This window comes from Microbulbifer sp. GL-2, from assembly GCF_007183175.1.
In the GTDB taxonomy this organism is placed as follows: domain Bacteria; phylum Pseudomonadota; class Gammaproteobacteria; order Pseudomonadales; family Cellvibrionaceae; genus Microbulbifer.
In genome coordinates, this window is the sequence record NZ_AP019807.1 from 2,512,816 (window position 1) to 2,531,530 (window position 18,715).

General features: G+C 51.5%; 17 protein-coding genes. 13 read left to right on the top strand and 4 right to left on the bottom strand.

Annotated features, from left to right (window positions below; all coding sequences use genetic code 11):
* Positions 1–13: 13 nt before the first annotated feature.
* The 11 genes from rsfS to GL2_RS10970 all read left to right on the top strand — a co-directional run bounded on the left by rsfS (position 14) and on the right by GL2_RS10970 (position 12,293).
* Complete coding sequence (rsfS, locus tag GL2_RS10920; protein WP_143730684.1) at positions 14–376, top strand: ribosome silencing factor; 363 nt, start codon at positions 14–16, stop codon at positions 374–376.
* Positions 377–381: 5 nt separating this feature from the next.
* On the top strand, positions 382–858 hold the full coding sequence (gene rlmH, locus GL2_RS10925; protein WP_143730685.1) for a 23S rRNA (pseudouridine(1915)-N(3))-methyltransferase RlmH: 477 nt from the start codon (positions 382–384) through the stop codon (positions 856–858).
* A 122-nt stretch (positions 859–980) separates the two neighbouring features.
* Entirely contained in the window at positions 981–2,873 is a 1,893-nt protein-coding gene (mrdA, locus tag GL2_RS10930; protein ID WP_143730686.1) for a penicillin-binding protein 2, read from the top strand.
* Positions 2,866–4,011 (top strand): rod shape-determining protein RodA, encoded by a 1,146-nt coding sequence (gene rodA, locus GL2_RS10935; protein WP_143730687.1) that lies wholly within the window; start codon positions 2,866–2,868, stop codon positions 4,009–4,011. The genes mrdA and rodA overlap by 8 nt, the downstream gene beginning before the upstream one ends.
* Before the next feature lie 48 nt (positions 4,012–4,059).
* On the top strand, positions 4,060–5,070 hold the full coding sequence (gene mltB / locus GL2_RS10940) for a lytic murein transglycosylase B (RefSeq protein ID WP_143730688.1): 1,011 nt from the start codon (positions 4,060–4,062) through the stop codon (positions 5,068–5,070).
* Positions 5,071–5,222: 152 nt separating this feature from the next.
* On the top strand, positions 5,223–6,089 hold the full coding sequence (locus GL2_RS22210) for a septal ring lytic transglycosylase RlpA family protein (protein ID WP_143730689.1): 867 nt from the start codon (positions 5,223–5,225) through the stop codon (positions 6,087–6,089).
* Between the two features lie 248 nt (positions 6,090–6,337).
* Entirely contained in the window at positions 6,338–7,483 is a 1,146-nt protein-coding gene (locus GL2_RS10950; RefSeq protein WP_143730690.1) for a D-alanyl-D-alanine carboxypeptidase family protein, read from the top strand.
* A 178-nt stretch (positions 7,484–7,661) separates the two neighbouring features.
* Positions 7,662–7,943: a YbeD family protein gene (locus tag GL2_RS10955; RefSeq protein WP_143730691.1), complete on the top strand. Its 282-nt coding sequence runs from the start codon at positions 7,662–7,664 to the stop codon at positions 7,941–7,943.
* Positions 7,943–8,644, top strand: coding sequence for a lipoyl(octanoyl) transferase LipB (gene lipB, locus GL2_RS10960; RefSeq protein WP_143730692.1), 702 nt, complete (start codon positions 7,943–7,945; stop codon positions 8,642–8,644). Before GL2_RS10955 ends, lipB begins: the two co-directional genes overlap by 1 nt.
* A complete protein-coding gene (gene lipA / locus GL2_RS10965) occupies positions 8,637–9,620 on the top strand; it encodes a lipoyl synthase (protein WP_143730693.1) in 984 nt (327 codons plus the stop codon). The genes lipB and lipA overlap by 8 nt, the downstream gene beginning before the upstream one ends.
* Before the next feature lie 957 nt (positions 9,621–10,577).
* Positions 10,578–12,293 (top strand): AMP-binding protein, encoded by a 1,716-nt coding sequence (locus GL2_RS10970; RefSeq protein WP_143730694.1) that lies wholly within the window; start codon positions 10,578–10,580, stop codon positions 12,291–12,293.
* Positions 12,294–12,423: 130 nt separating this feature from the next.
* Here the strand turns inward: GL2_RS10970 and GL2_RS10975 are convergent, their stop codons facing one another.
* From GL2_RS10975 to GL2_RS10985, 3 genes are all read right to left on the bottom strand, one after another.
* Positions 12,424–12,714 (bottom strand): DUF1540 domain-containing protein, encoded by a 291-nt coding sequence (locus GL2_RS10975; protein WP_172621120.1) that lies wholly within the window; start codon positions 12,712–12,714, stop codon positions 12,424–12,426.
* Positions 12,715–12,899: 185 nt separating this feature from the next.
* Positions 12,900–13,436 carry a GNAT family N-acetyltransferase gene (locus GL2_RS10980; RefSeq protein ID WP_143730695.1) on the bottom strand — a complete coding sequence of 179 codons (537 nt, stop codon included), beginning with the start codon at positions 13,434–13,436 and terminating at the stop codon, positions 12,900–12,902.
* 155 nt (positions 13,437–13,591) lie between these two features.
* Positions 13,592–15,970, bottom strand: a complete 2,379-nt coding sequence (locus tag GL2_RS10985; RefSeq protein WP_143730696.1) for an autotransporter outer membrane beta-barrel domain-containing protein — start codon at positions 15,968–15,970, stop codon at positions 13,592–13,594.
* Positions 15,971–16,426: 456 nt separating this feature from the next.
* Here GL2_RS10985 and arfB point away from each other — a divergent pair, with 456 nt between their 5' ends.
* Positions 16,427–16,840, top strand: coding sequence for an alternative ribosome rescue aminoacyl-tRNA hydrolase ArfB (gene arfB / locus GL2_RS10990; RefSeq protein WP_143730697.1), 414 nt, complete (start codon positions 16,427–16,429; stop codon positions 16,838–16,840).
* A 266-nt stretch (positions 16,841–17,106) separates the two neighbouring features.
* Positions 17,107–17,685, top strand: a complete 579-nt coding sequence (locus tag GL2_RS10995; protein WP_143730698.1) for an HD family hydrolase — start codon at positions 17,107–17,109, stop codon at positions 17,683–17,685.
* Between the two features lie 36 nt (positions 17,686–17,721).
* Here the strand turns inward: GL2_RS10995 and GL2_RS11000 are convergent, their stop codons facing one another.
* Entirely contained in the window at positions 17,722–18,345 is a 624-nt protein-coding gene (locus GL2_RS11000; protein ID WP_143730699.1) for a DUF2799 domain-containing protein, read from the bottom strand.
* Between the last annotated feature and the right edge of the window lie 370 nt (positions 18,346–18,715).

Genomic DNA, 18,715 nt, shown 5'->3' on the forward strand with positions numbered 1-18,715 from the left:
GAATTAAGGTGTTATGACAAATATTAAAGATATCGCGCTCAAGGCTCTGGAAGACCTGAAAGGCAAGGACATCGTTGCCCTGGATGTGTCCGAACTCTCCGATGTGATGGATAATCTGGTGATCTGTACCGGCACATCCAACCGCCAGGTAAAGTCCCTTGCGGATAATGTGGTGGAAGAGATCAAGAAAGAGGGGGTGCGCCCTATTGGTGTCGAAGGTAAAGAACAGGGCGAGTGGGTGCTGGTAGATTATGGTGATCTGGTGGTACATGTGATGCAGGCAGATGTGCGCAACTTCTATGACTTGGAAAAACTCTGGTCCATGACGCCGAATACCCGCGATGGGGCCGATGGCAGCGATCCGCACCAGGGCTGAGTAAGGTGAAGATCCGTATTCTCGCCGCCGGGGGAAAAATGCCGGGATGGGTGCAGGAAGGCTACGCAGAATATGCCAAGCGCTTGCCCCGCGAAATTGCCTTGGAAATGGTGGAAATCCCTTTGGGGCAGCGCGGCCAGAAAAGCTCTGCTGCGCTGATCGAGAAAGCGCGCAGGAAAGAGGGCGAAGCGATGCTCACAACTCTCGGCCCACGTGATCATGTAGTGGCTCTGGATGTGATGGGCAAGCCCTGGAGTACGGAACAGCTTTCAGGTCAGCTGCGCGACTGGCAATTGTTGGGCGGGAACGTCAGCCTACTGATTGGCGGTCCCGACGGTCTTTCCCAGGAGTGCCTGGGCAAGGCACGCCAGCGTTGGTCCCTGTCACCGCTAACCCTGCCACACCCCCTGGTGCGGGTAGTTTTGGCCGAGCAGATTTACCGCGCCTGGACACTGCTGGCAGGACACCCCTACCACAAGTAAAACGTTTGCGATGAATTGCGGGGAGATTTGCCAACTGGGGTTCTCTCTCCGTACGCGCCCTGTGGTAATGTAGGGCGATTAGACTTTTCGCGCGCCAGTCAAAATCATTCAAATAAATTCCAATGCCTCACGACCACCACCTCAAGGATCCACACACGGAACAGCGGTTATTTCGCAATCGTATGTTAGTGGCTATCGTCGGTGTGATTGTGCTGTTGGGTGTTTTGGTCGCACGTTTTTACAACCTGCAGGTTGTTAATTACGATGATTACCGGACCCAGTCCGATGAAAACCGCATCCAGGTTCGCTCTGTCGCGCCTACCCGGGGACTGGTTTACGATCGCAACGGCCTGTTGCTAGCGGATAACCGCGCCAGCTATAACCTATCCATCGTGCGTGAACGTGTGCGGGACCTCGATGCCACATTGGAATTGATCGGTCACCTGATCCGCCTCGATGACAGCGATGTGGCCAAATTCCGCAAGCGTATGAAACGCCCGCGACCGTTTGAGCCGGTGCCTCTGCGTTTTCGTTTGAGTGAAGAGGAAATTGCGCGTATCAGTGTCAATCAATTTCGTATGCCCGGTGTTTCCGTGCAGGCAGAATTGGTGCGTCATTATGCGCTGGGGGATTTATTCGCTCACAGTGTTGGTTACGTGGGACGCATCAGCGACCGCGATTTGAGCAACTTCACCCAAGAGGATGTGCGCCTTTACCGCGGTACCAACAGTATTGGCAAAGTGGGGCTGGAGCGTTCCTACGAAAAGACCCTGCTGGGTGAGGTGGGTTATGAAAATGTGGAGATCAATGCGCGCGGGCGCGTGTTACGCGTATTGGAGCGCCAGGACCCCAAGCCTGGCGCCGCCCTGACCCTACACCTGGATGCGCGCTTGCAGCAGGTGGCCTCCGATGCTCTTGGTGATCGCCGCGGTGCGGTGGTCGCTATTGATGTAAATACCGGGGGGGTACTGGCCTTTGTAAGTAAACCTTCTTTTGATCCCAATTTGTTTGTGACCGGAATCAGCTTTGCTGACTATCGCGCCCTCAGTGATTCTCTCGACGTCCCCTTGTTTAACCGCGCCGTGCAGGGCCAATACCCTCCCGGCTCGACCCTGAAGCCGTTGATGAGCCTTGGTGGCCTCGAGGCGGGACTTATCACCCGCGAGACCAAAATCAAGGATCCGGGCTTCTACAAGCTGCCAAATGATCCGCGGATATACCGCGACCATATTCGCTGGGGTCACGGAGAAAAGGTCGACCTGATCCACGCAATGGCACAGAGCTGCGATGTTTATTTCTGGGATATGGCGCACCGCTGGGATATTGATGGCATGCATGACATGGCCGCCCACTTCGGCCTGGGCTCCAAAACCGGCATCGATCTGCCGATGGAGCGCTCCGGCCTTTTCCCTTCGCGGGATTGGAAGCGCGGCGCACGGGGGATGCCCTGGTTCCCCGGGGACAGCCTGAATACGGTGTTGGGGCAGGGTTTTGTGTTGGCTACCCCACTGCAGTTGGCGGTGATGACCGCCACCATTGCCAATCGCGGTACTCACTACCGCCCACAGATGGTGAAAACTATCAACGGTGTCGAGCAGCCAGCGGAAATACTGCATAACCTGGAAGCCCACCCTGGCAACTGGGATCTGGTATTCGAGGGGATGGAGGCTGTGGTCAATCGCAGCTTCGGTACCGGGAAACGGGCAGGCAAAGATCTGGATTTTCGTGTTGCCGGCAAGTCGGGTACGGCTCAAGTGGTCGGCATTGCTCAAGGCGCGCGCTACGATTCTGAAGCGTTGCAGGAGCGCCACCGGGACCACGCCTTGTTCGTAGCTTTCGCACCTGTGGATAAGCCGAGTATCGCAGTGGCAGTCCTGGTGGAGAATGGAGAGGCCGGCGGTGCGGTGGCCGCACCGGTGGCGCGGGAGTTGTTTGCCGAGTGGGTGCCACGCACCGAGACACAGGTGAAGACGGCTCGGGATGTGAGTTTTACTGAGGGGGCGGGCAATGGGTAGCCGCGATTTTTCCCACCGACTGTCCGATGCACACGGCAGTCTCAGAAAACCGGTGAGCCTGGCCCGCCGCCTGCATATCGATGTACCACTGCTAGTGCTTTTGTTGGTGCTGGCCTCGGTAGGTTTGGGAGTACTATTCAGTGCTTCTGGTGGCGATATGAATTATGTGCGGCGACAATCGATTTTTATGTGCCTGGCGTTTATGGGCATGTTTATTGTCGCTCAGGTTCCCTTGGATTTTTTCCGGCGCTGGTCGCCCTGGGCTTACCTGGGAGGTTGTGCCCTACTGGTGGGGGTACTGCTTTTTGGCACTGGCGCCAAGGGTGCCCAGCGCTGGCTCGAGATTGCCGGTTTTCGCTTCCAGCCCTCTGAAGTGATGAAGCTGGGAGTGCCAATGATGGTGGCTGCCTTCCTGCATCAGCGCGCGCAACCGCCGTCGTTGATGACTGTTTTGGGCGCTCTGGCCATAGTGGCGATACCCGCTGCATTGATTGTACGTCAGCCTGATCTGGGTACTTCGATTCTGATTGCGGCCTCTGGATTATTTGCACTTTATCTGGCGGGGCTGAGTTGGAAGATGATCGGCGCCGCCGGTTTGGGTGCACTGGTCTCCGCCTGGCCTATCTGGCAGTGGGGATTACGCGACTACCAGCGCCAACGAATCCTGACCCTGCTCAACCCCCATGATGACCGCTTAGGTGCCGGTTGGAATATTTTCAATTCCAAAGCCGCCATTGGCTCAGGTGGTGTTTACGGCAAGGGGTATTTGCAGGGAACCCAGTCTCAATTGGATTTCCTACCGGAAAGCCATACCGATTTTATTATCGCGGTATTGGCGGAAGAGTGGGGTATGCGCGGTGTGTTGTTACTTCTGTTACTTTACATTCTGGTTATAGCGCGAGGCATCTATATTAGCTTTATGGCGCAACACCTGTTCGGGCGCTTATTGGCGGGGAGTATAACGCTCACTTTTTTTGTCTATGTGTTTGTAAACATTGGTATGGTTACAGGATTACTGCCAGTGGTGGGGGTACCCTTACCAATAATCAGCTACGGGGGAACCTCACTGATTACCTTAATGGCTGGATTCGGTATCCTCATGGCTGTAGGGACAGAGCGGCGCAGAGTGCACTTTTGATAGCTGTCTGCGCTGACCATTAAATAACTGGATGTAAAGAGACGCGAGATGAAGATAGGAGCGGTCGTTTTGAAGTGGACCTCGGGACTATTGGTTGGGATGGGATTGGCCCTGGCCGCCTGTGCACAGGAGCCCGGTCACGGTGACAATGCGAATGCACAGAAATTCGTAGAGTACATGGTGCAAGAGCACCAATTTGATCGCAAAGAGCTTCAAGAGTTGATGCGTGAAGCCAAACGTAAAGACTCGATTCTCAAGGCGATCAAGCGACCTGCGGAAAAGGCCAAGCCCTGGTATGAATACCGCAAATTATTCCTGACCCCGCAGAGTATCGCTGGTGGCGTTGACTTCTGGGATAAAAACGCGGAAGCCCTGGCCGAGGCGGAGAATAAATACGGTGTGCCGGCGGAAATGATCGTCGCAATCATCGGTATCGAAACCCGATACGGCGGCAATATGGGTGGCTACCGGGTGCTGGATGCCCTCTCCACCCTGGCCTTCAATTACCCGCGCCGCTCGCAGTTTTTTACCAAGGAACTGGAAAACTATCTGCTCCTGACCCGCGATCAGGAAATGGATCCCCTTGCGCTGAAGGGGTCCTATGCCGGGGCCATGGGTTATGGCCAGTTTATGCCTTCGAGCTACCGCGCCTATGCCGTGGACTTCAGCAATGACGGCAAGGTGGATATCTGGAATAACACCACTGACGCAATTGGCAGCGTGGCCAACTACCTAGCCAAACACGGCTGGAAACCGGGTGAGCCGGTAACGGTACTGGCGAGCCCCCGCCCCAATGCAGATATGACTATCGTCAATGACACTCTGCAGCCTGAATGGACAGTAGGAGAGCTGGCGGAGAAGGGTTTCAACGCTACCAGTCAGGTAGCGCCGGAAATGCCGGCTATCGTTTTCTCGCTGCAGACAGAGCAGGGCAAGCAGTATTGGTTGGGACTTAATAATTTCTCCACCATTACCACCTACAACCGCAGCCGCCTCTACGCTATGGCGGTTAACGAGCTGGCCCAGGAAATCGTCAAAGCGCGTGGCGGGAAATCCTGAGCAGGGCGCAAAAGCTGCGCACAGGCAAAAGTTACCACTGTTGGGGAACCAAAGGTGCCGCCTGTAATCGAATACTTTTTATTTTGTTAAGCAGTTTCAGATAATAGCGGTTAGGAGACGGCAGCCTCAGGTTGCCGCGCGCCGGGGGAATTATGTTTCAGTGCAATACGCGGCGTGGAGTTCTTCTTGCTGCCCTGTTTTTAGTGGCCTGTGGGGGGCCGCAAACCCAGCCTGGCAAGCAGGCCAAACCGGACTTTGACCGTGTAAAGGATAGTGGACCGTCGGCGCCAGTGAATATGTTGGCCACGCCACAGCCTACCCCTGTACGCGAGCCTATCGGTCCGGCCGGTAATAAATCCCCTTACAAGGTAAGAGGTGTCACTTATCATGTGCGTGACGCCGTCAAAGGTTATAAGGAGCGTGGCCAGGCCTCCTGGTACGGTACCAAGTTTCATGGCCGCCGCACGGCTAATGGCGAAATCTACAATATGTACGCTATGTCCGCGGCACATAAAACTCTGCCCCTACCCAGTTATGCCAAGGTAACCAACTTAGATAATGGCCGCAGTATTATTGTGCGCGTAAATGATCGGGGCCCCTTTGTACATGGGCGCATTATCGACCTAAGTTATACTGCCGCTCAGAAATTGGGTTATGTGGATAAGGGGGTGGCCCGCGTGGAAGTGGAAGCGCTGGACCCGGCTTCACTGCCACCAGTAACCGAGACTTTGCTGGCCGGTGATGTAATAGGGGGCTTGCCGCAGGATACGACGATACAGCTGCCTGAAAACACCTATCTCCAGGTTGGTGCATATAGCAATGCCAGCCAGGCAGACAAGGTCCGTGCCCAACTGGCTGCGTCAATTGACTATCCTGTGTCTGTCAGTCCTGTAAAGCGCAGTGGCAAAACCTTTTATCGGGTCCGTATTGGACCTATTTCTCAGCAGAGGGCCCTGGCTACTGCGCGGGAAACTGTTCAGGAAAACCAGCTTGGTGACCCCCAGGTGGTATACGAATAAGTAACCTGGGTTGTTGTTTCAGGGGCCTTGCAAAAGTGCCCAGGTAGTCAATGACTGTTGTCGCGAGCGACGGTCAACTAAATTGCCGTTCACAAAATACTGCGCATTGGCGTGAATTTTCTTGTATTTTGTCAGTATTACTGGCTGGCGACCTTTGATGATAAATCGTGGTCGTGTATTAATCTTTTAAAATGGATATTGGGTTAACAGCCAGCCTACGAACACGAGGATTAACGAGACTCTCACCTATGATCACACGGATTATCGCCTGTTCTTTCCTGATGCTTTGTGCGGGCCTGGCCCAGGCGCAATCACTTATCCCGGCTCCACCTCAGTTGGCGGCCACTTCCTACCTGCTGCTGGATGCCAATACCGGTCAGGTATTGGTGGAACAGGATGCTGATAAACAGGTTCCCCCCGCCAGTCTGACCAAAATGATGACGGCCTATATTGTCTCGGAAGAAATTCTGAAGGGTAGCGTTAAGGAAGAGGACAAGGTACGCATCTCAGAGAAGGCCTGGCGCAAGGGCGGCTCGAAGATGTTTGTTAAAGTTGGCGACCAGGTCCCGGTTATCGACCTGATGCGCGGTGTAATTATCCAGTCCGGTAATGATGCCAGTATCGCCCTGGCTGAGCATGTATCTGGCAGCGAGGAAGTTTTTGCCGAGGTAATGAACCAGCAGGCTGAGCTGTTGGGCATGGAGAACACCCACTTCGTCAATGCCACTGGCTGGCCGGCGGAAGGCCACCTGACCACTGCCCGCGATCTGGGTGTCCTGGCCCGCGCGCTGATTATGGATCACCCGGAGCACTACGATATCTACTCTGAGAAGTATTTCAGCTACTCCGGTATTAACCAGCCCAATCGTAATCGCTTGCTGTGGCGCGATTCTGCTGTCGATGGTATCAAGACCGGGCATACGGAAGAGGCTGGTTACTGCCTGGTAGCCTCGGCGATGAAGCGTGGAATGCGTCTGATTGCCATCGTAGTTGGCACTGACAGTGATGAAAAACGCGCTTCAGAAACCCAGAAGTTACTGGCTTATGGTTTCCGTTACTACCAGACCCACAAGGTTTATGGTCAGGGCGAGGTCTTGCAAACTGAGCGTGTCTGGGGCGGTAAGGAGCCCAGTGTAGGTATCGCAGTAGAAAAAGATATCTTCGTCACTATCCCCCGTGGTGGAGAGGAGGGCATCAAAGCTGACCTGATCGTAGAGGGCGAATTAGAAGCCCCGATCAAGAAGGGACAGCCTGTGGGCAAAGTGGTTGTGACCCTGGATGGACAGACCGTTGCCGATGTGAAAGCAGTTGCCGCCGAGGAGGTTGAGCGTGCTGGCTTCTTCAAGCGTATGTGGGATTCCATCAAGCGCTTTGTCATAGGTTTCTTCAGCTGAGTTTTATCAAGCCGTTTAAGCCGGGGTGGTTTCCCAGCCGCCCCTGGCCAGCTCCCCGAAATCCCTGTCCACTTCCCCCGTTACTCCCTGTCCTCTATACACCGCTCGCTGTATAATCGCCGCCCGGCTGTGCCTAAGCTTTTTCTCGATATCTGACAGCCGGACCTCGGAGAGCGGTATGAGCCAAGACCCCAATCAGCAACCCCCGAAAATTGAATTTCCCTGCGAAGACTATATGGTCAAAGTGGTGCGGGATGCCAATGATCAAGCGCACGAATTTGTGCTGGATGTGATGCGCCGCCATGCCCCTGGGCTGGAAGAGGATCGGATTACCCTGCGCGACAGTAGTACCGGTAAATTCACTTCGATGACATTCTTTATCCTCGCTACCGGTGAAGACCAGCTCAAAGCCCTGTTTGAGGAGCTGAAAGAGCACCCTGCGGTTCATATGGTGCTCTGATGACCATTGTGCGCAATCTCGCCCGGCGGAACTACGAGACCGTTTGGCAGGCTATGTCCCGCTACACCGATGTGCGCGATGACAACAGCGCTGATGAAATCTGGTGTGTGGAGCACGAGCCAGTGTTCACCCAAGGGCAGGCCGGTAAAGCTGAGCATCTGCTGAATACTGGTGATATCCCCGTGGTCCAGGTGGATCGTGGTGGACAGGTTACCTATCACGGCCCCGGCCAGTTGGTGGTTTATCCGCTGTTGGACCTGCGCCGGGCCAAAATTGGCGTACGCGACTTGGTTACTGCGCTGGAATGTGCCACCGTGGCGATGCTCGCGACATTTGGCATCGCGGCAGCGCCCCGTGCAGATGCACCGGGAGTTTACCTGACTGATGGTCCGCGCAGCGGCAATAAAATTGCCTCAATTGGACTGCGTGTGCGCCGTGGTTGTAGCTTCCATGGTATCGCCATCAACATCGATATGGACCTTGCCCCTTTTCTTCGTATCAACCCCTGTGGTTACGCCGGTATGCAAATGGTGCAGATGGCGGAATTACTGCAGGAGCTGCCCAGCTGGCAACAGGTGGCAGAGATTTTTGTGCGTGAATTATTGCGTACTCTTGAGTTGTCACCGGCAGAGTGGCAGCCGCTAGATGAATATACTTTGGCGCAACTGAGCGCGGAACAGCAGGAATTAAGTAATGGCTGATAAACCCGATCTGGTGCCGGTAAAGCGCACCCGTCGCCTCCAGCAGGGGGAGAAACTCCGTGATGGTGAGAAGGTCGAGCGCATCCCGGTTAAGGTAATAGCCAGTGATACCGTCCTGCGCAAACCGGATTGGATTCGAGTCAAAGTGCCCGCGTCTAAAGAAGTGGACCGTATCAAGAGTATCCTGCGCTCGCAAAAGCTCTCTACCGTCTGTGAGGAAGCCAGTTGCCCGAACCTGGGTGAGTGCTTTAGTGGTGGCACTGCCACCTTTATGATCATGGGAGAAATATGTACACGTCGCTGCCCATTTTGCGATGTGGGCCACGGTAAACCTAACCCCCTGGACCCGGAAGAGCCGAAAAACTTGGCGGAAGCCATTGCAGCTATGAGCTTGCGCTATGTGGTAATTACCTCGGTTGATCGTGATGATTTGCGCGATGGTGGTGCAGAGCATTTTGCCGACTGTATCCGTGAATCCCGCGATCTTTCACCAAACCTGCAGGTAGAAATCCTTACCCCGGATTTCCGCGGGCGTATGGATGCGGCATTGGATGTTCTGGAAAAGGAAGCGCCGGATGTGTTTAACCACAACCTGGAAACTGTACCCCGCCTCTATCGGGAGTCCCGCCCAGGTGCCAACTACAAGTGGTCTCTGAAACTGTTACAGGAATACAAAAAACGTCGCCCGGATGTATTAACCAAGTCCGGCCTGATGGTGGGACTCGGTGAAGAAAAGGAAGAAATCTTCCAAGTGATGGACGATATGCGTGTGCACGATATCGATATGCTCACCATCGGTCAGTACTTACAGCCGAGCAAGGAGCATTTGCCTGTTCAGCGCTATGTACACCCGGATGAGTTTGAAGAGTATCGTCGTTATGCTGAAAAAATCGGTTTCAAGCACGCTGCTTGTGGCCCCTTGGTGCGCTCTTCTTACCATGCTGATAAGCAGGCGCATGGGGAAAAGGTAGGTTAGTATTTCGGAGGGGCAAATGGGAGGAACCCCATTTGCCTTTAGCTTACTTCTTTATTCGTATATTTTGAGGTTGTCCTTTTCTTCCTGTTTTATTCCCTTTGTTAATTTCCTCTACCTGATGCTTGTAAGGTGTGTTGTTGAAATTTTCCCTCTAATAGGCCTCTCCTGTTTTCCAGCCCTCCAATACTCACTAAGTTGTGATAGCTAAAATTCGGCTATATATAAAAAACTGAAATAACTTCTCTATCAGGCTGAACGGGATTTCGGACTGAAATAGATCTCGATTTTTCGATTGTATGAGGGGCTGTCAAAAGATCTATTGTATGACAAACTAGATTTTTGATTTATGAGAATGTTTTCTCGAAATAAACCTGGTCTTTCTATTTTATTGGTTATTTGTTTTTGTGCAGTCTCATTTTTTTGGCTATAAAAAATTTAAGGTTGTCGAATATTGCTCCTTTTAAAGAGTCTACCGTTAAGGGGTTATACAGTAGATTGGTATCGATTTTGATTTACTTGTGAGCTAGCTGGTGGTTTCTTTGGGGGTGACTGGGTACCAAAAGTCAAGCTCCTTAATTGGGCTGAAAGCTGTAATGCCCCAAAGTATGATTTACTTTGTCTAACTTCTTTTTTGATTGAGACTGGTCAGTCTATTTTAATTCAAGAAGAATTGAAGTTTCCTGATGGAGGTGAGGAATTGCACTAATCACTGAACTTCAGTAACTTTGAATCAACAATAAAGATAAGAAGATTCTGCCTTTCTTATGTGTCACGACTGCCATTTCCCGGAAAAGGGCCTTTCCATGGCAGGCTAAAGTGGTAATTTAGTTCGAAGCGGCACTTTGGGTGAATACCTTAGACGCAGTACGCCGAATCCATGTAGTACCTGGGTGCAGGATATGGAGAGCGCTGGAACGTACCAAATCACAATAAACACAATAATGAGTGAGGAAAGCGATGACCCCGGAAGAACGATACGAGCAGGTGAAGGGCCTCCAGCCTCTGGAGCTTCTTTATAAGAGAGAGGCCGAAGAGCCGGAAACGGTATTTCTCCGCCAGATGCAACGTCGCCAGTGGCGTGAGTATACATGGCGTGAAGTAATGGATAGGTCCCGGAGAATTGCCGGTTATCTGCGCAGTCAATTTGAGCCCGGAGACCGTATCGCTATTCACGCGAAAAACTGCGCCGACTGGATTATTGTCGATGTAGGTATCATGCTGGCAGGGATGGTCAGTGTCCCCTTATATCCTGGGCAATCTGCTTCTTCCATGTCCTACGTTTTGCAGCACTCTGAATCAAAAATCCTTTTCTGTGGTGCCACCGATAACAATGCTGCGTTGCAGGAGGTAGCTGACACTTTGTCGAGCGTGGCTATTCAACGCTGTGAAGTCCACTGTGATAAAGAGCTGGAGGAGATTATTAACTCCAGTGAGCGTTACGAGGAGAGCCCGGTATTCAATGAGGATGACCTTTTCACCATAATGTATACCTCCGGGACGACTGGAAACCCGAAAGGCGTTATGCATACCTGGTCATCAGTCATTTTTGTTGTGCCAAATATGATTCGGGGCTATGGGTTCAATGATTCCGATCGCGTATTTTCCTATCTGCCACTAGCCCATGCTGCAGAGCGTATTCTGGTTGAATTTCACTGTCTCTATTCGGGCACCCCGGTACACTTCCCCGAATCCCTGGATACTTTCCTAGAGGACTTACAGCTTACCCGGCCTACAATGTTTTTCTCGGTTCCCAGGTTGTGGACCAAGTTTAAAGAAGGCATTGATGAAAAAATTCCGCCCGCGCTACAAAATGTTTTACTGCGCATACCAGGGCTCAGTAGCTGGCTAAAGAACAAGGTGCGTGCTGGACTTGGTCTGGATCAGGCGAGGATGCTGGTAACGGGAGCTTCACCTATTTCCATAGAGCTGTTGCGCTGGTATGAGCGTATGGGCATGCAGATCGCCGATGGTTACGGCATGACAGAAAATTTTATTTACGGTTGCTTTGTATTGCCTGGAGAGGACCCCGTACCGGGTACGGTAGGCAAAACATACCATGGCTGTGAGTTGAAGATTTCTGATGAGGGAGAAATATTATTCAAGAGTGGCTCCCTTATGAAGGGCTATTACTTGGAGCCTGAGAAAACAGCGGAAGTTATCCGTGATGGCTATTACCACACCGGAGACTCAGGCTATATTGATGGGGATGGGCTGTTACATATTACCGGGAGAATTTCCGAAACCTTTAAAACCAGCAAAGGGAAGTTTATCCAGCCCAGCCGACTGGAGGGCCACTTTGGCAACGAGACTCTTCTGGCACAACTGTGCGTTTTGGGACATGGTATGGATCAGCCGGTAATGCTAGCTACTCTGTCTGAAACTGCAGAGAGAATGCCCCGCGCCGAGGTCAATGAACAACTTCACCGAGTATTGGAATCGGTTAATGAGCGCTTACCCCATCACGAACGTATCAAGACGATGTTTATCTGCAAGGAGGAGTGGACTCCTTTAAATGAATTCCTTACCCCAACTCTGAAAATCAAACGAAAAGTATTGGATGCTCACTATAAAGATTTATTCAGGCAGTTTTCCGATGTGAAAGGTATTGTGTGGGAGCCACGAGGTAGTGACAGCCTACAGAAAGAAAAAGCAGATTTGCAGGCAGTGAATTGAGGCTGGTGGGAAAGTTAAATTAGCCTGCTTATTAATACGCATAGAAATAAAAGCCCGGCAAATGATTTTTGTCGGGCTTTTTAAATTGGGCTATAAGATTTTTGATTGAGGCTGGAGTAGTTGCGCCCGCTTAATGAGTGTAACTCAGGCAGTTATTCGATTTGCCAGTGTGTCCAACTTGAATACTCTCGGCGGAGCACTCAAAGTCATCATTGAATTTGCAGTCCTCCATTTTGCAGGCGCCAACGCCAGCAGTGCGAGAGCTGCGTGTATGTTTTGAGTTGGTGAAAAATGTATCGCAATCGGGATCTGCCCCATCGCCGATTGTAATCGCTCTGGCGTGGCAAGCGTCATCGGCATTGTAGGCGCATTGAGTAGCGGCACATTTGCTGACTTCAGGCATATCTGTCGCGATAATCATGGTTGTCTTCTCCTGGTTGGTAAGAAGGAGACTAGCCCAGCTCTTCAGCATGTCAACGAAGTAACCACAATCTTTGTAAGGTATTGGTTTACGGGTAAATTTTTCGATACTAGAAAAAAATAATGCCGAGGGCTGGAGCTGAAACAAGATTTTTAATAACTTCTGAGTATGTAAAAACTTTGCGCCTATTCCTCTTTTATATAATCTCTTTCTGTATTCGCTTCCCAGGCCATCAGTAGCAGCGCCTCAGTCTCTCCTGGCATGGTGATTCTCTTTTCAGCCTTTAGCCCGATCTTTTCCAATAGCTTCACTGAGGGGGTGTTGTCAGGGCGGGTGATAGCGACAATACGCGCCAAGCCCAAGGCTTTATGTCCGTGGCGCATTATGGCTTGTGAGGCCTCCAGGGCGTAGCCTCTACCGCGGTACTGTGGCAGGAAGGCAAAGCCAATATCTACATCATCAAGGCCGTCGCGTTTGATCAGGCCGCAAGTGCCGATGGGGGTACCATCACTAAGCTGTACTTTATAAAGGCCAAAACCGTGTTGTCGATACATGGCGACAGGGCCAGCCTGAATATATTCACCCGCCTGTTCCAGGTTGCGCACACCGCGATCGCCGATATTTCGTAAAAAATCGGTATCGTTAAGCAAGTTGAGCATTAGATCTGCATCGCCAGTGCCAAGCTCGAGCAAAACCAGATTGGGCGTATTTATTTGAAACATATTGGGCCCAGTTAGTGAGTGAATTGGGCACTTATTTTGCCTTGGGAGGCACTTCTTGGCGAGTGTTTGTGAAGAGTTAGTAGCAAAGAGGGGAGCGGGGGGAGGGAAGAGTGCCCCCCAAATCGGGGGGCACAAACGGAAACACTATCGCCGGATTAGAAGCGGTAGGTTACGTTTACGGATGCAGTCTCTGCCGTTGGGCGAGAGGTCACATTCGCACTCAGGGCGATGGCCTCAGCCGCCTGCCAGCGAATACCAGCGATCAAGCCCATGCCGTCGTCGAAGAGTCCTTGGTCCACGCTGGAGTAGCTGGGCATGGCATTCATGTTGCCCGCCATAGACTTAACGCCCACCTCAAGGGTGTCTTCGTCGTTGCCACGAGTATCCTCATACCAGATCTGGGCGTAGGCATTAACGGTGTTCCAGCTTTTGTTGGCAAAGGCGCCAAAACGCATGGTGGTGTAACGACGTTCCTGGTCGCCGTAGTTCATACCCAGAGGGTCAAACTCATTGCCGGCCTGGTTGGTATAGGTAAAGCCTTCGATGGAATCTTCGGTATAGCCGTCCACTTCCATGGTGGCTTTGGTTACGCCAACGAAGGGACCAAACTGGAAGCTGGAATAACTAAACAGGTTGGCACCGGCGGTCAGGCTCAGGGTAGTGTTCTCACCAGAGGTATCCCCCTCCAGTTCAGACGAGAAACTGTTGCCGAGGGTCAGGGCACGATTCACTTGGTCAAAATCGACATCGGTCAGGGTCGCGCTACCTTCTACGAAGAAAATATCGTGGTGGAAACGACCAAACAGGCTGTAGTTGGTAGAGGTAGACTCGATATCGGAACGGGCATTATCCACATCGATATCGGAGCGGCTTATTGCCAAGCCAAGCTCGAGATTGTCACGCAGAGCATAAGTCATACCGATCAGGTTGGCATCGCTATCTCCGCTCATATCTGCGGCAAAACCGTTATCGTAATCAATGTCACCGAAGACGCTGCCCACAAACACGCCAGTTTGGGCCTGGCTGTAACGTACGCCGGCGAGGTTTTCATCCAGGCTGTTGGTGTGGGTGCGGGCCGCCTGGGCACCGATATCGGGCAACTGGCCGGCAACCTGGGCCGCGTTCACGATGGCGGTATAGTAGTCGGCGAGTACCTGCTGGCCAACCTGGGTAGGGTGTACTGTGTCGTTGAAGACCAGTTTGGAGGCGTCAGCAGTATCCTGGCTGATACCGTAAACCGGGTGCTCAATACATTCACCACCGCTGCCGTCGTAGCAGTACTGGCTTTGGTCGAACTCAGCGGAAAGGCCCAGCTGGCCAGCGTTTTCCAGTGCTACCTTGAGCAGGCCGGCCTGATCGACCATCAGCACGCCGTCAATATCTTTGGCTTGGGCTAGCAGGCTGGCGTTAAAGGCTTCGGAGGCTCTACTGGCATCTACCAGAACCTCATCAATGGCAGCCGTTAGAGTTGCGTCGGCTTCATCCTGTGTCATCAGGCCTGCGGCTACGGCTGCCTCAAGTTGAGCTGCGCTCTCGCTGGATTCAACAGCTTCTTTAGCTGCTGCATAAACAGCAGGTGTTTTACTGATATCGGGTACATTGGATACCAGAATATAGTTGGCGCCTGCGCCAGACAGGGCGCCGGCTGCAGTTGCCAGCATAGCGGAGGCGATACCGATTTCAGCGGTAGCTTCGTCCAGGCTCATCTCACCGTCAGCGACACTTTGGAAGCCACTCAGCAGGTCGTTGCCACCGCCATTGACCCAGTAGAGGGCATTGGCATCAGCTGTTCCAGAGGTGGTTTCCAGGTAGCCCCGGCCCAAAGGGTGTGGGTTTCCAGAGGTACCGGTGGAGGCAATAATGGCTTGTAATGCTTGTTCAGCTTCGTTCTTGGCTGCTTTCGCTTGCTCGCCTAGAGCAAGTGCAGTGGCCAAATCACCTTGTGATTGTGCAGTTTGCGCTTTTATTGCCAGTTGCTTAGCTTCTTCCTGTTTAAGAAGCAGTAGGCCCAAAAGCTGAGGTTCTGGGTAGGCTGGAAGGCCATCAGCTCCCACATGGGGCATCAGCGCGCTGAGGACATTGTGTCGGGCAGGGCTATCTTGCAATCCATTGGCTTCAAGGAAAGCTGTGTAGTTCTCGGTGCCGATTACATTCATTAATACATCAGCAGCTTTGTGGCCACCTACAGCCCAAACACTTCCAGCATTCAGTGCACCGCTGGTAACCTGCATTGAAACTGAGTCTTCAAGTTCTGCAGTGCTCAGTGCTGGATCAACAACAGGTAGGCAGAAAGGAGATTGCATTCCAGAGCAGGAAGCAGTCACAGGTCCCAGTCCCAGATTTTGAGAAAGGATATTGATGGCAATATCGTTGGCATCACCACCATTGGTAAATACGTCGTAGTTGCCTACGTCGGTCAGACTGTCACCAAAGGCAATAACCTGGCTAAAAGCTGATTCCTCTGCAAATGCAGAGGCGCTGGTCATGGTCACAAGTGCAATAGCGGCCGCGAGGCTGCGTTTGACGTTGGGCATGGTTTTCTCCTAGTCGCGGTAATCGCACACCCAGGGAGACATCGGGAGGAGTCCAGAGGAAACAACGGGGTGTACGTCTTTATTGTTTTTTGTTCCTGTACCTCAAGGAAGCTTGGCAATACTAGCGGATTTGACCAGGACAATAAAATAAGTCACGGTCAAAGAGGCTGTCTGCGTGGTCACGTCAGTGTTGAAGTGGCTTTGAGAGGCACTCTACAAAAGTGGCGCAATAGTACTGAATGATTGTTTTTAGGTAAATGCGTAGTAACTCTAAAATTACTCGCTTCGCAGTTAGGCGCTGGACCTTCATCGTGTAAAGTACTCTGGCAGAAATAATAGGTACTTAGGTACCGAACCTGTGGCTTTTTTCACCGTTAAGTAGAAATTACCTTAAACTGCATAAGTGCTTTTCAGAAGCAAGCGCGAGCTGATTGTTTTTATAGAATTGGGAGTGATATGTTGAATGCCCGGCGAAAAATCCAGGTACCTTTGGATGAAGTGCAGTTCAGTGCGGTGCGCGCCCAAGGCGCGGGAGGCCAAAATGTTAACAAGGTTTCCAGTGCTATTCATCTTCGCTTTAACATCCCTGCGTCATCACTTCCAGAAAAGATAAAACAGCGATTACTGCAATTAAGCGATAGGCGGGTTTCCTCCGATGGTACAGTGGTAATAAAAGCCCAGAATTTCCGTACTCAGGAAAAAAATCGAGAAGATGCCTTGTCACGCTTACAGCAGTTGATTGAGCAAGCAGCGGAAATTCCTAAGCGCCGCATTCCCACCAAACCTAGCCGTGGAGCAAAAGAGAGACGGCTACAAAGTAAAAATAGGCGCTCTCAAGTGAAAACGATGCGAGGAAAAGTCAAAGAGTAATCTTTGCAGGAAATATTTTTCACTAGGTGAATATGGGATTGCCTGGCTTTGTTTATTGTTAAGCTTGAGGGCTGACTTTTGAGAGGGGTATAACAAGCCTGCTAAATATTATTTTTATTGCTTATGGTGTTTCAGGTTTTTCTTGTTCTGTACATTGTTCAGTAGGATTAAAGATTTGTCTGGAGGGAAAGCGCCTTTCGGCCTAAATTGATACCTGGAAATTATAGATTAACATTTCAGCTGATAGTGAAAGGTAAGGATGTGTTATGAAGGAAATTGAACAGACCCTTGAATTTTTGGTGGAAGTGGAAAAACTGAAAGATATATTGCGTCAGACCCGCCCTGTAGGACTAAACCGCCGTGAAAATTCAGCCGAGCACAGCTGGCATGTATGTTTGGCTGCGTTGATGTTAAAAGACTATGCCAATGAATCAATCAATATTGACCGTGTCATCAAGATGCTGTTAATCCATGATTTGGGTGAAATAGATGCTGGCGATATGATTGTATATCAGGCAGAAACTGACAAGCAAAAAGCGCTGGAACAAGAGGGGGTAAAACGCTTACTGTCCAAGTTGCCTGATGGCCATGGGGAGGAATACCTGCATTTATGGCGGGAGTTTGAGGCTGGTGATACCGCGGAATCACGCTTTGCCCGTGCGATTGACCGGGTTCCACCGCTACTGCAAAATCTCTATGGTGACGGTCATACTTGGAGGGCGCATGATATAAATAAAGAACAAGTGTTTTCCCTGAATAGCCGAATTGGTGAAGGCAGTGGGGATTTATGGTCGGTGATAGAGGGGAAGCTTAACCGAGCTGTGGAAAAAGGCATCCTTAAATGAGATGCCTTAGAGCTGGGAGGTTTTGCTAGGTTATTATTATTGATAAGGTGAGCTGGCGAGGACACTCTGGTACTCAGCTTGCCGTTGGGCCAGGGAGAAAATGAGATCATCAATTTCGAGTCCCAGTTCTATGTGACGTACTTTCAGGCGGGCAATATCTGCCAGCAATGTGATTCTCTCATCCCGGCTAGTTTCATCAAGCACGATAAGGGTGCCCATCTCTGTTATATCATCCTGTATATGCTCACGCTCCAACTCTAAATCGTGAATTGCTACTTCCAGCTCTGCCACTGCACTTTGTGCCACAAAAATATTGCGACCGGCATCATAACCACGTAGAAACAGTCCTTCCAGGTCTGCCGGGCAGACACCATTATAGTTTTCCCCAGAGCGCCCTTCGGCAAAGCCGCGTAGCTCGGTACAAAAAAGCTCAAGCCCGTCATCGCGTCCACGTCGATAGATATTACTATTGAGCTGAACACCATATTTTGCACACGCCTCACGGCGCCTACCCATATAACTCAAATCTTTGCCCGCAGCACCATCCTCGTATCCCACAGCCTGCCAATCTGCCAGCTGGCACTCATCTTTACTCATTGTGGCGCAACCCGTAATCAGAATGGGAAAGGCGGCGAGGAGGATTCCGTATCTTAACTGCACTGTTACGTCCTGTTATCTGGATATTGGGGCAGCTTAATCGAGAGAACCTGACTGTAGGCTGAAGATCATTGAAGAAGCTTTGGGTGAGTTAGATATTGAGCTGGTTTGGGAGGTTCAGATTGGCATATGGCAATACGATGCTGAAGTAGATGGTTTTCCTTGAGGTGATACAGGCTCAACGCCGCTCCGTTGGGCATTACCCGGAGGCAGGGAGATGGAGCAGATACCGCAGATCGATAGTTTTATCTGTGGGGAGCAGGCTTTCCTGAGTATACCCAGAATAGGGATGAGTCAGCTTCTACCTATCCCTGCCAGTTTCTAGTGGATATATGATGTGAAAGCACGCCAGCTGGTGAGCGATGACTATAGG

Excerpts from the sequence above, each read along its gene's own strand:
- rsfS (WP_143730684.1), top strand. The coding sequence starts at position 14 with ATGACAAATATTAAAGATATCGCGCTCAAGGCTCTGGAAGACCTGAAA.
- mrdA (WP_143730686.1), top strand. The coding sequence starts at position 981 with ATGCCTCACGACCACCACCTCAAGGATCCACACACGGAACAGCGGTTA.
- rodA (WP_143730687.1), top strand. The coding sequence starts at position 2,866 with ATGGGTAGCCGCGATTTTTCCCACCGACTGTCCGATGCACACGGCAGT.
- mltB (WP_143730688.1), top strand. The coding sequence starts at position 4,060 with ATGAAGATAGGAGCGGTCGTTTTGAAGTGGACCTCGGGACTATTGGTT.
- GL2_RS22210 (WP_143730689.1), top strand. The coding sequence starts at position 5,223 with ATGTTTCAGTGCAATACGCGGCGTGGAGTTCTTCTTGCTGCCCTGTTT.
- GL2_RS10950 (WP_143730690.1), top strand. The coding sequence starts at position 6,338 with ATGATCACACGGATTATCGCCTGTTCTTTCCTGATGCTTTGTGCGGGC.
- GL2_RS10955 (WP_143730691.1), top strand. The coding sequence starts at position 7,662 with ATGAGCCAAGACCCCAATCAGCAACCCCCGAAAATTGAATTTCCCTGC.
- lipB (WP_143730692.1), top strand. The coding sequence starts at position 7,943 with ATGACCATTGTGCGCAATCTCGCCCGGCGGAACTACGAGACCGTTTGG.
- lipA (WP_143730693.1), top strand. The coding sequence starts at position 8,637 with ATGGCTGATAAACCCGATCTGGTGCCGGTAAAGCGCACCCGTCGCCTC.
- GL2_RS10970 (WP_143730694.1), top strand. The coding sequence starts at position 10,578 with ATGACCCCGGAAGAACGATACGAGCAGGTGAAGGGCCTCCAGCCTCTG.
- GL2_RS10975 (WP_172621120.1), bottom strand. The coding sequence starts at position 12,714 with ATGATTATCGCGACAGATATGCCTGAAGTCAGCAAATGTGCCGCTACT.
- GL2_RS10980 (WP_143730695.1), bottom strand. The coding sequence starts at position 13,436 with ATGTTTCAAATAAATACGCCCAATCTGGTTTTGCTCGAGCTTGGCACT.
- GL2_RS10985 (WP_143730696.1), bottom strand. The coding sequence starts at position 15,970 with ATGCCCAACGTCAAACGCAGCCTCGCGGCCGCTATTGCACTTGTGACC.
- arfB (WP_143730697.1), top strand. The coding sequence starts at position 16,427 with ATGTTGAATGCCCGGCGAAAAATCCAGGTACCTTTGGATGAAGTGCAG.
- GL2_RS10995 (WP_143730698.1), top strand. The coding sequence starts at position 17,107 with ATGAAGGAAATTGAACAGACCCTTGAATTTTTGGTGGAAGTGGAAAAA.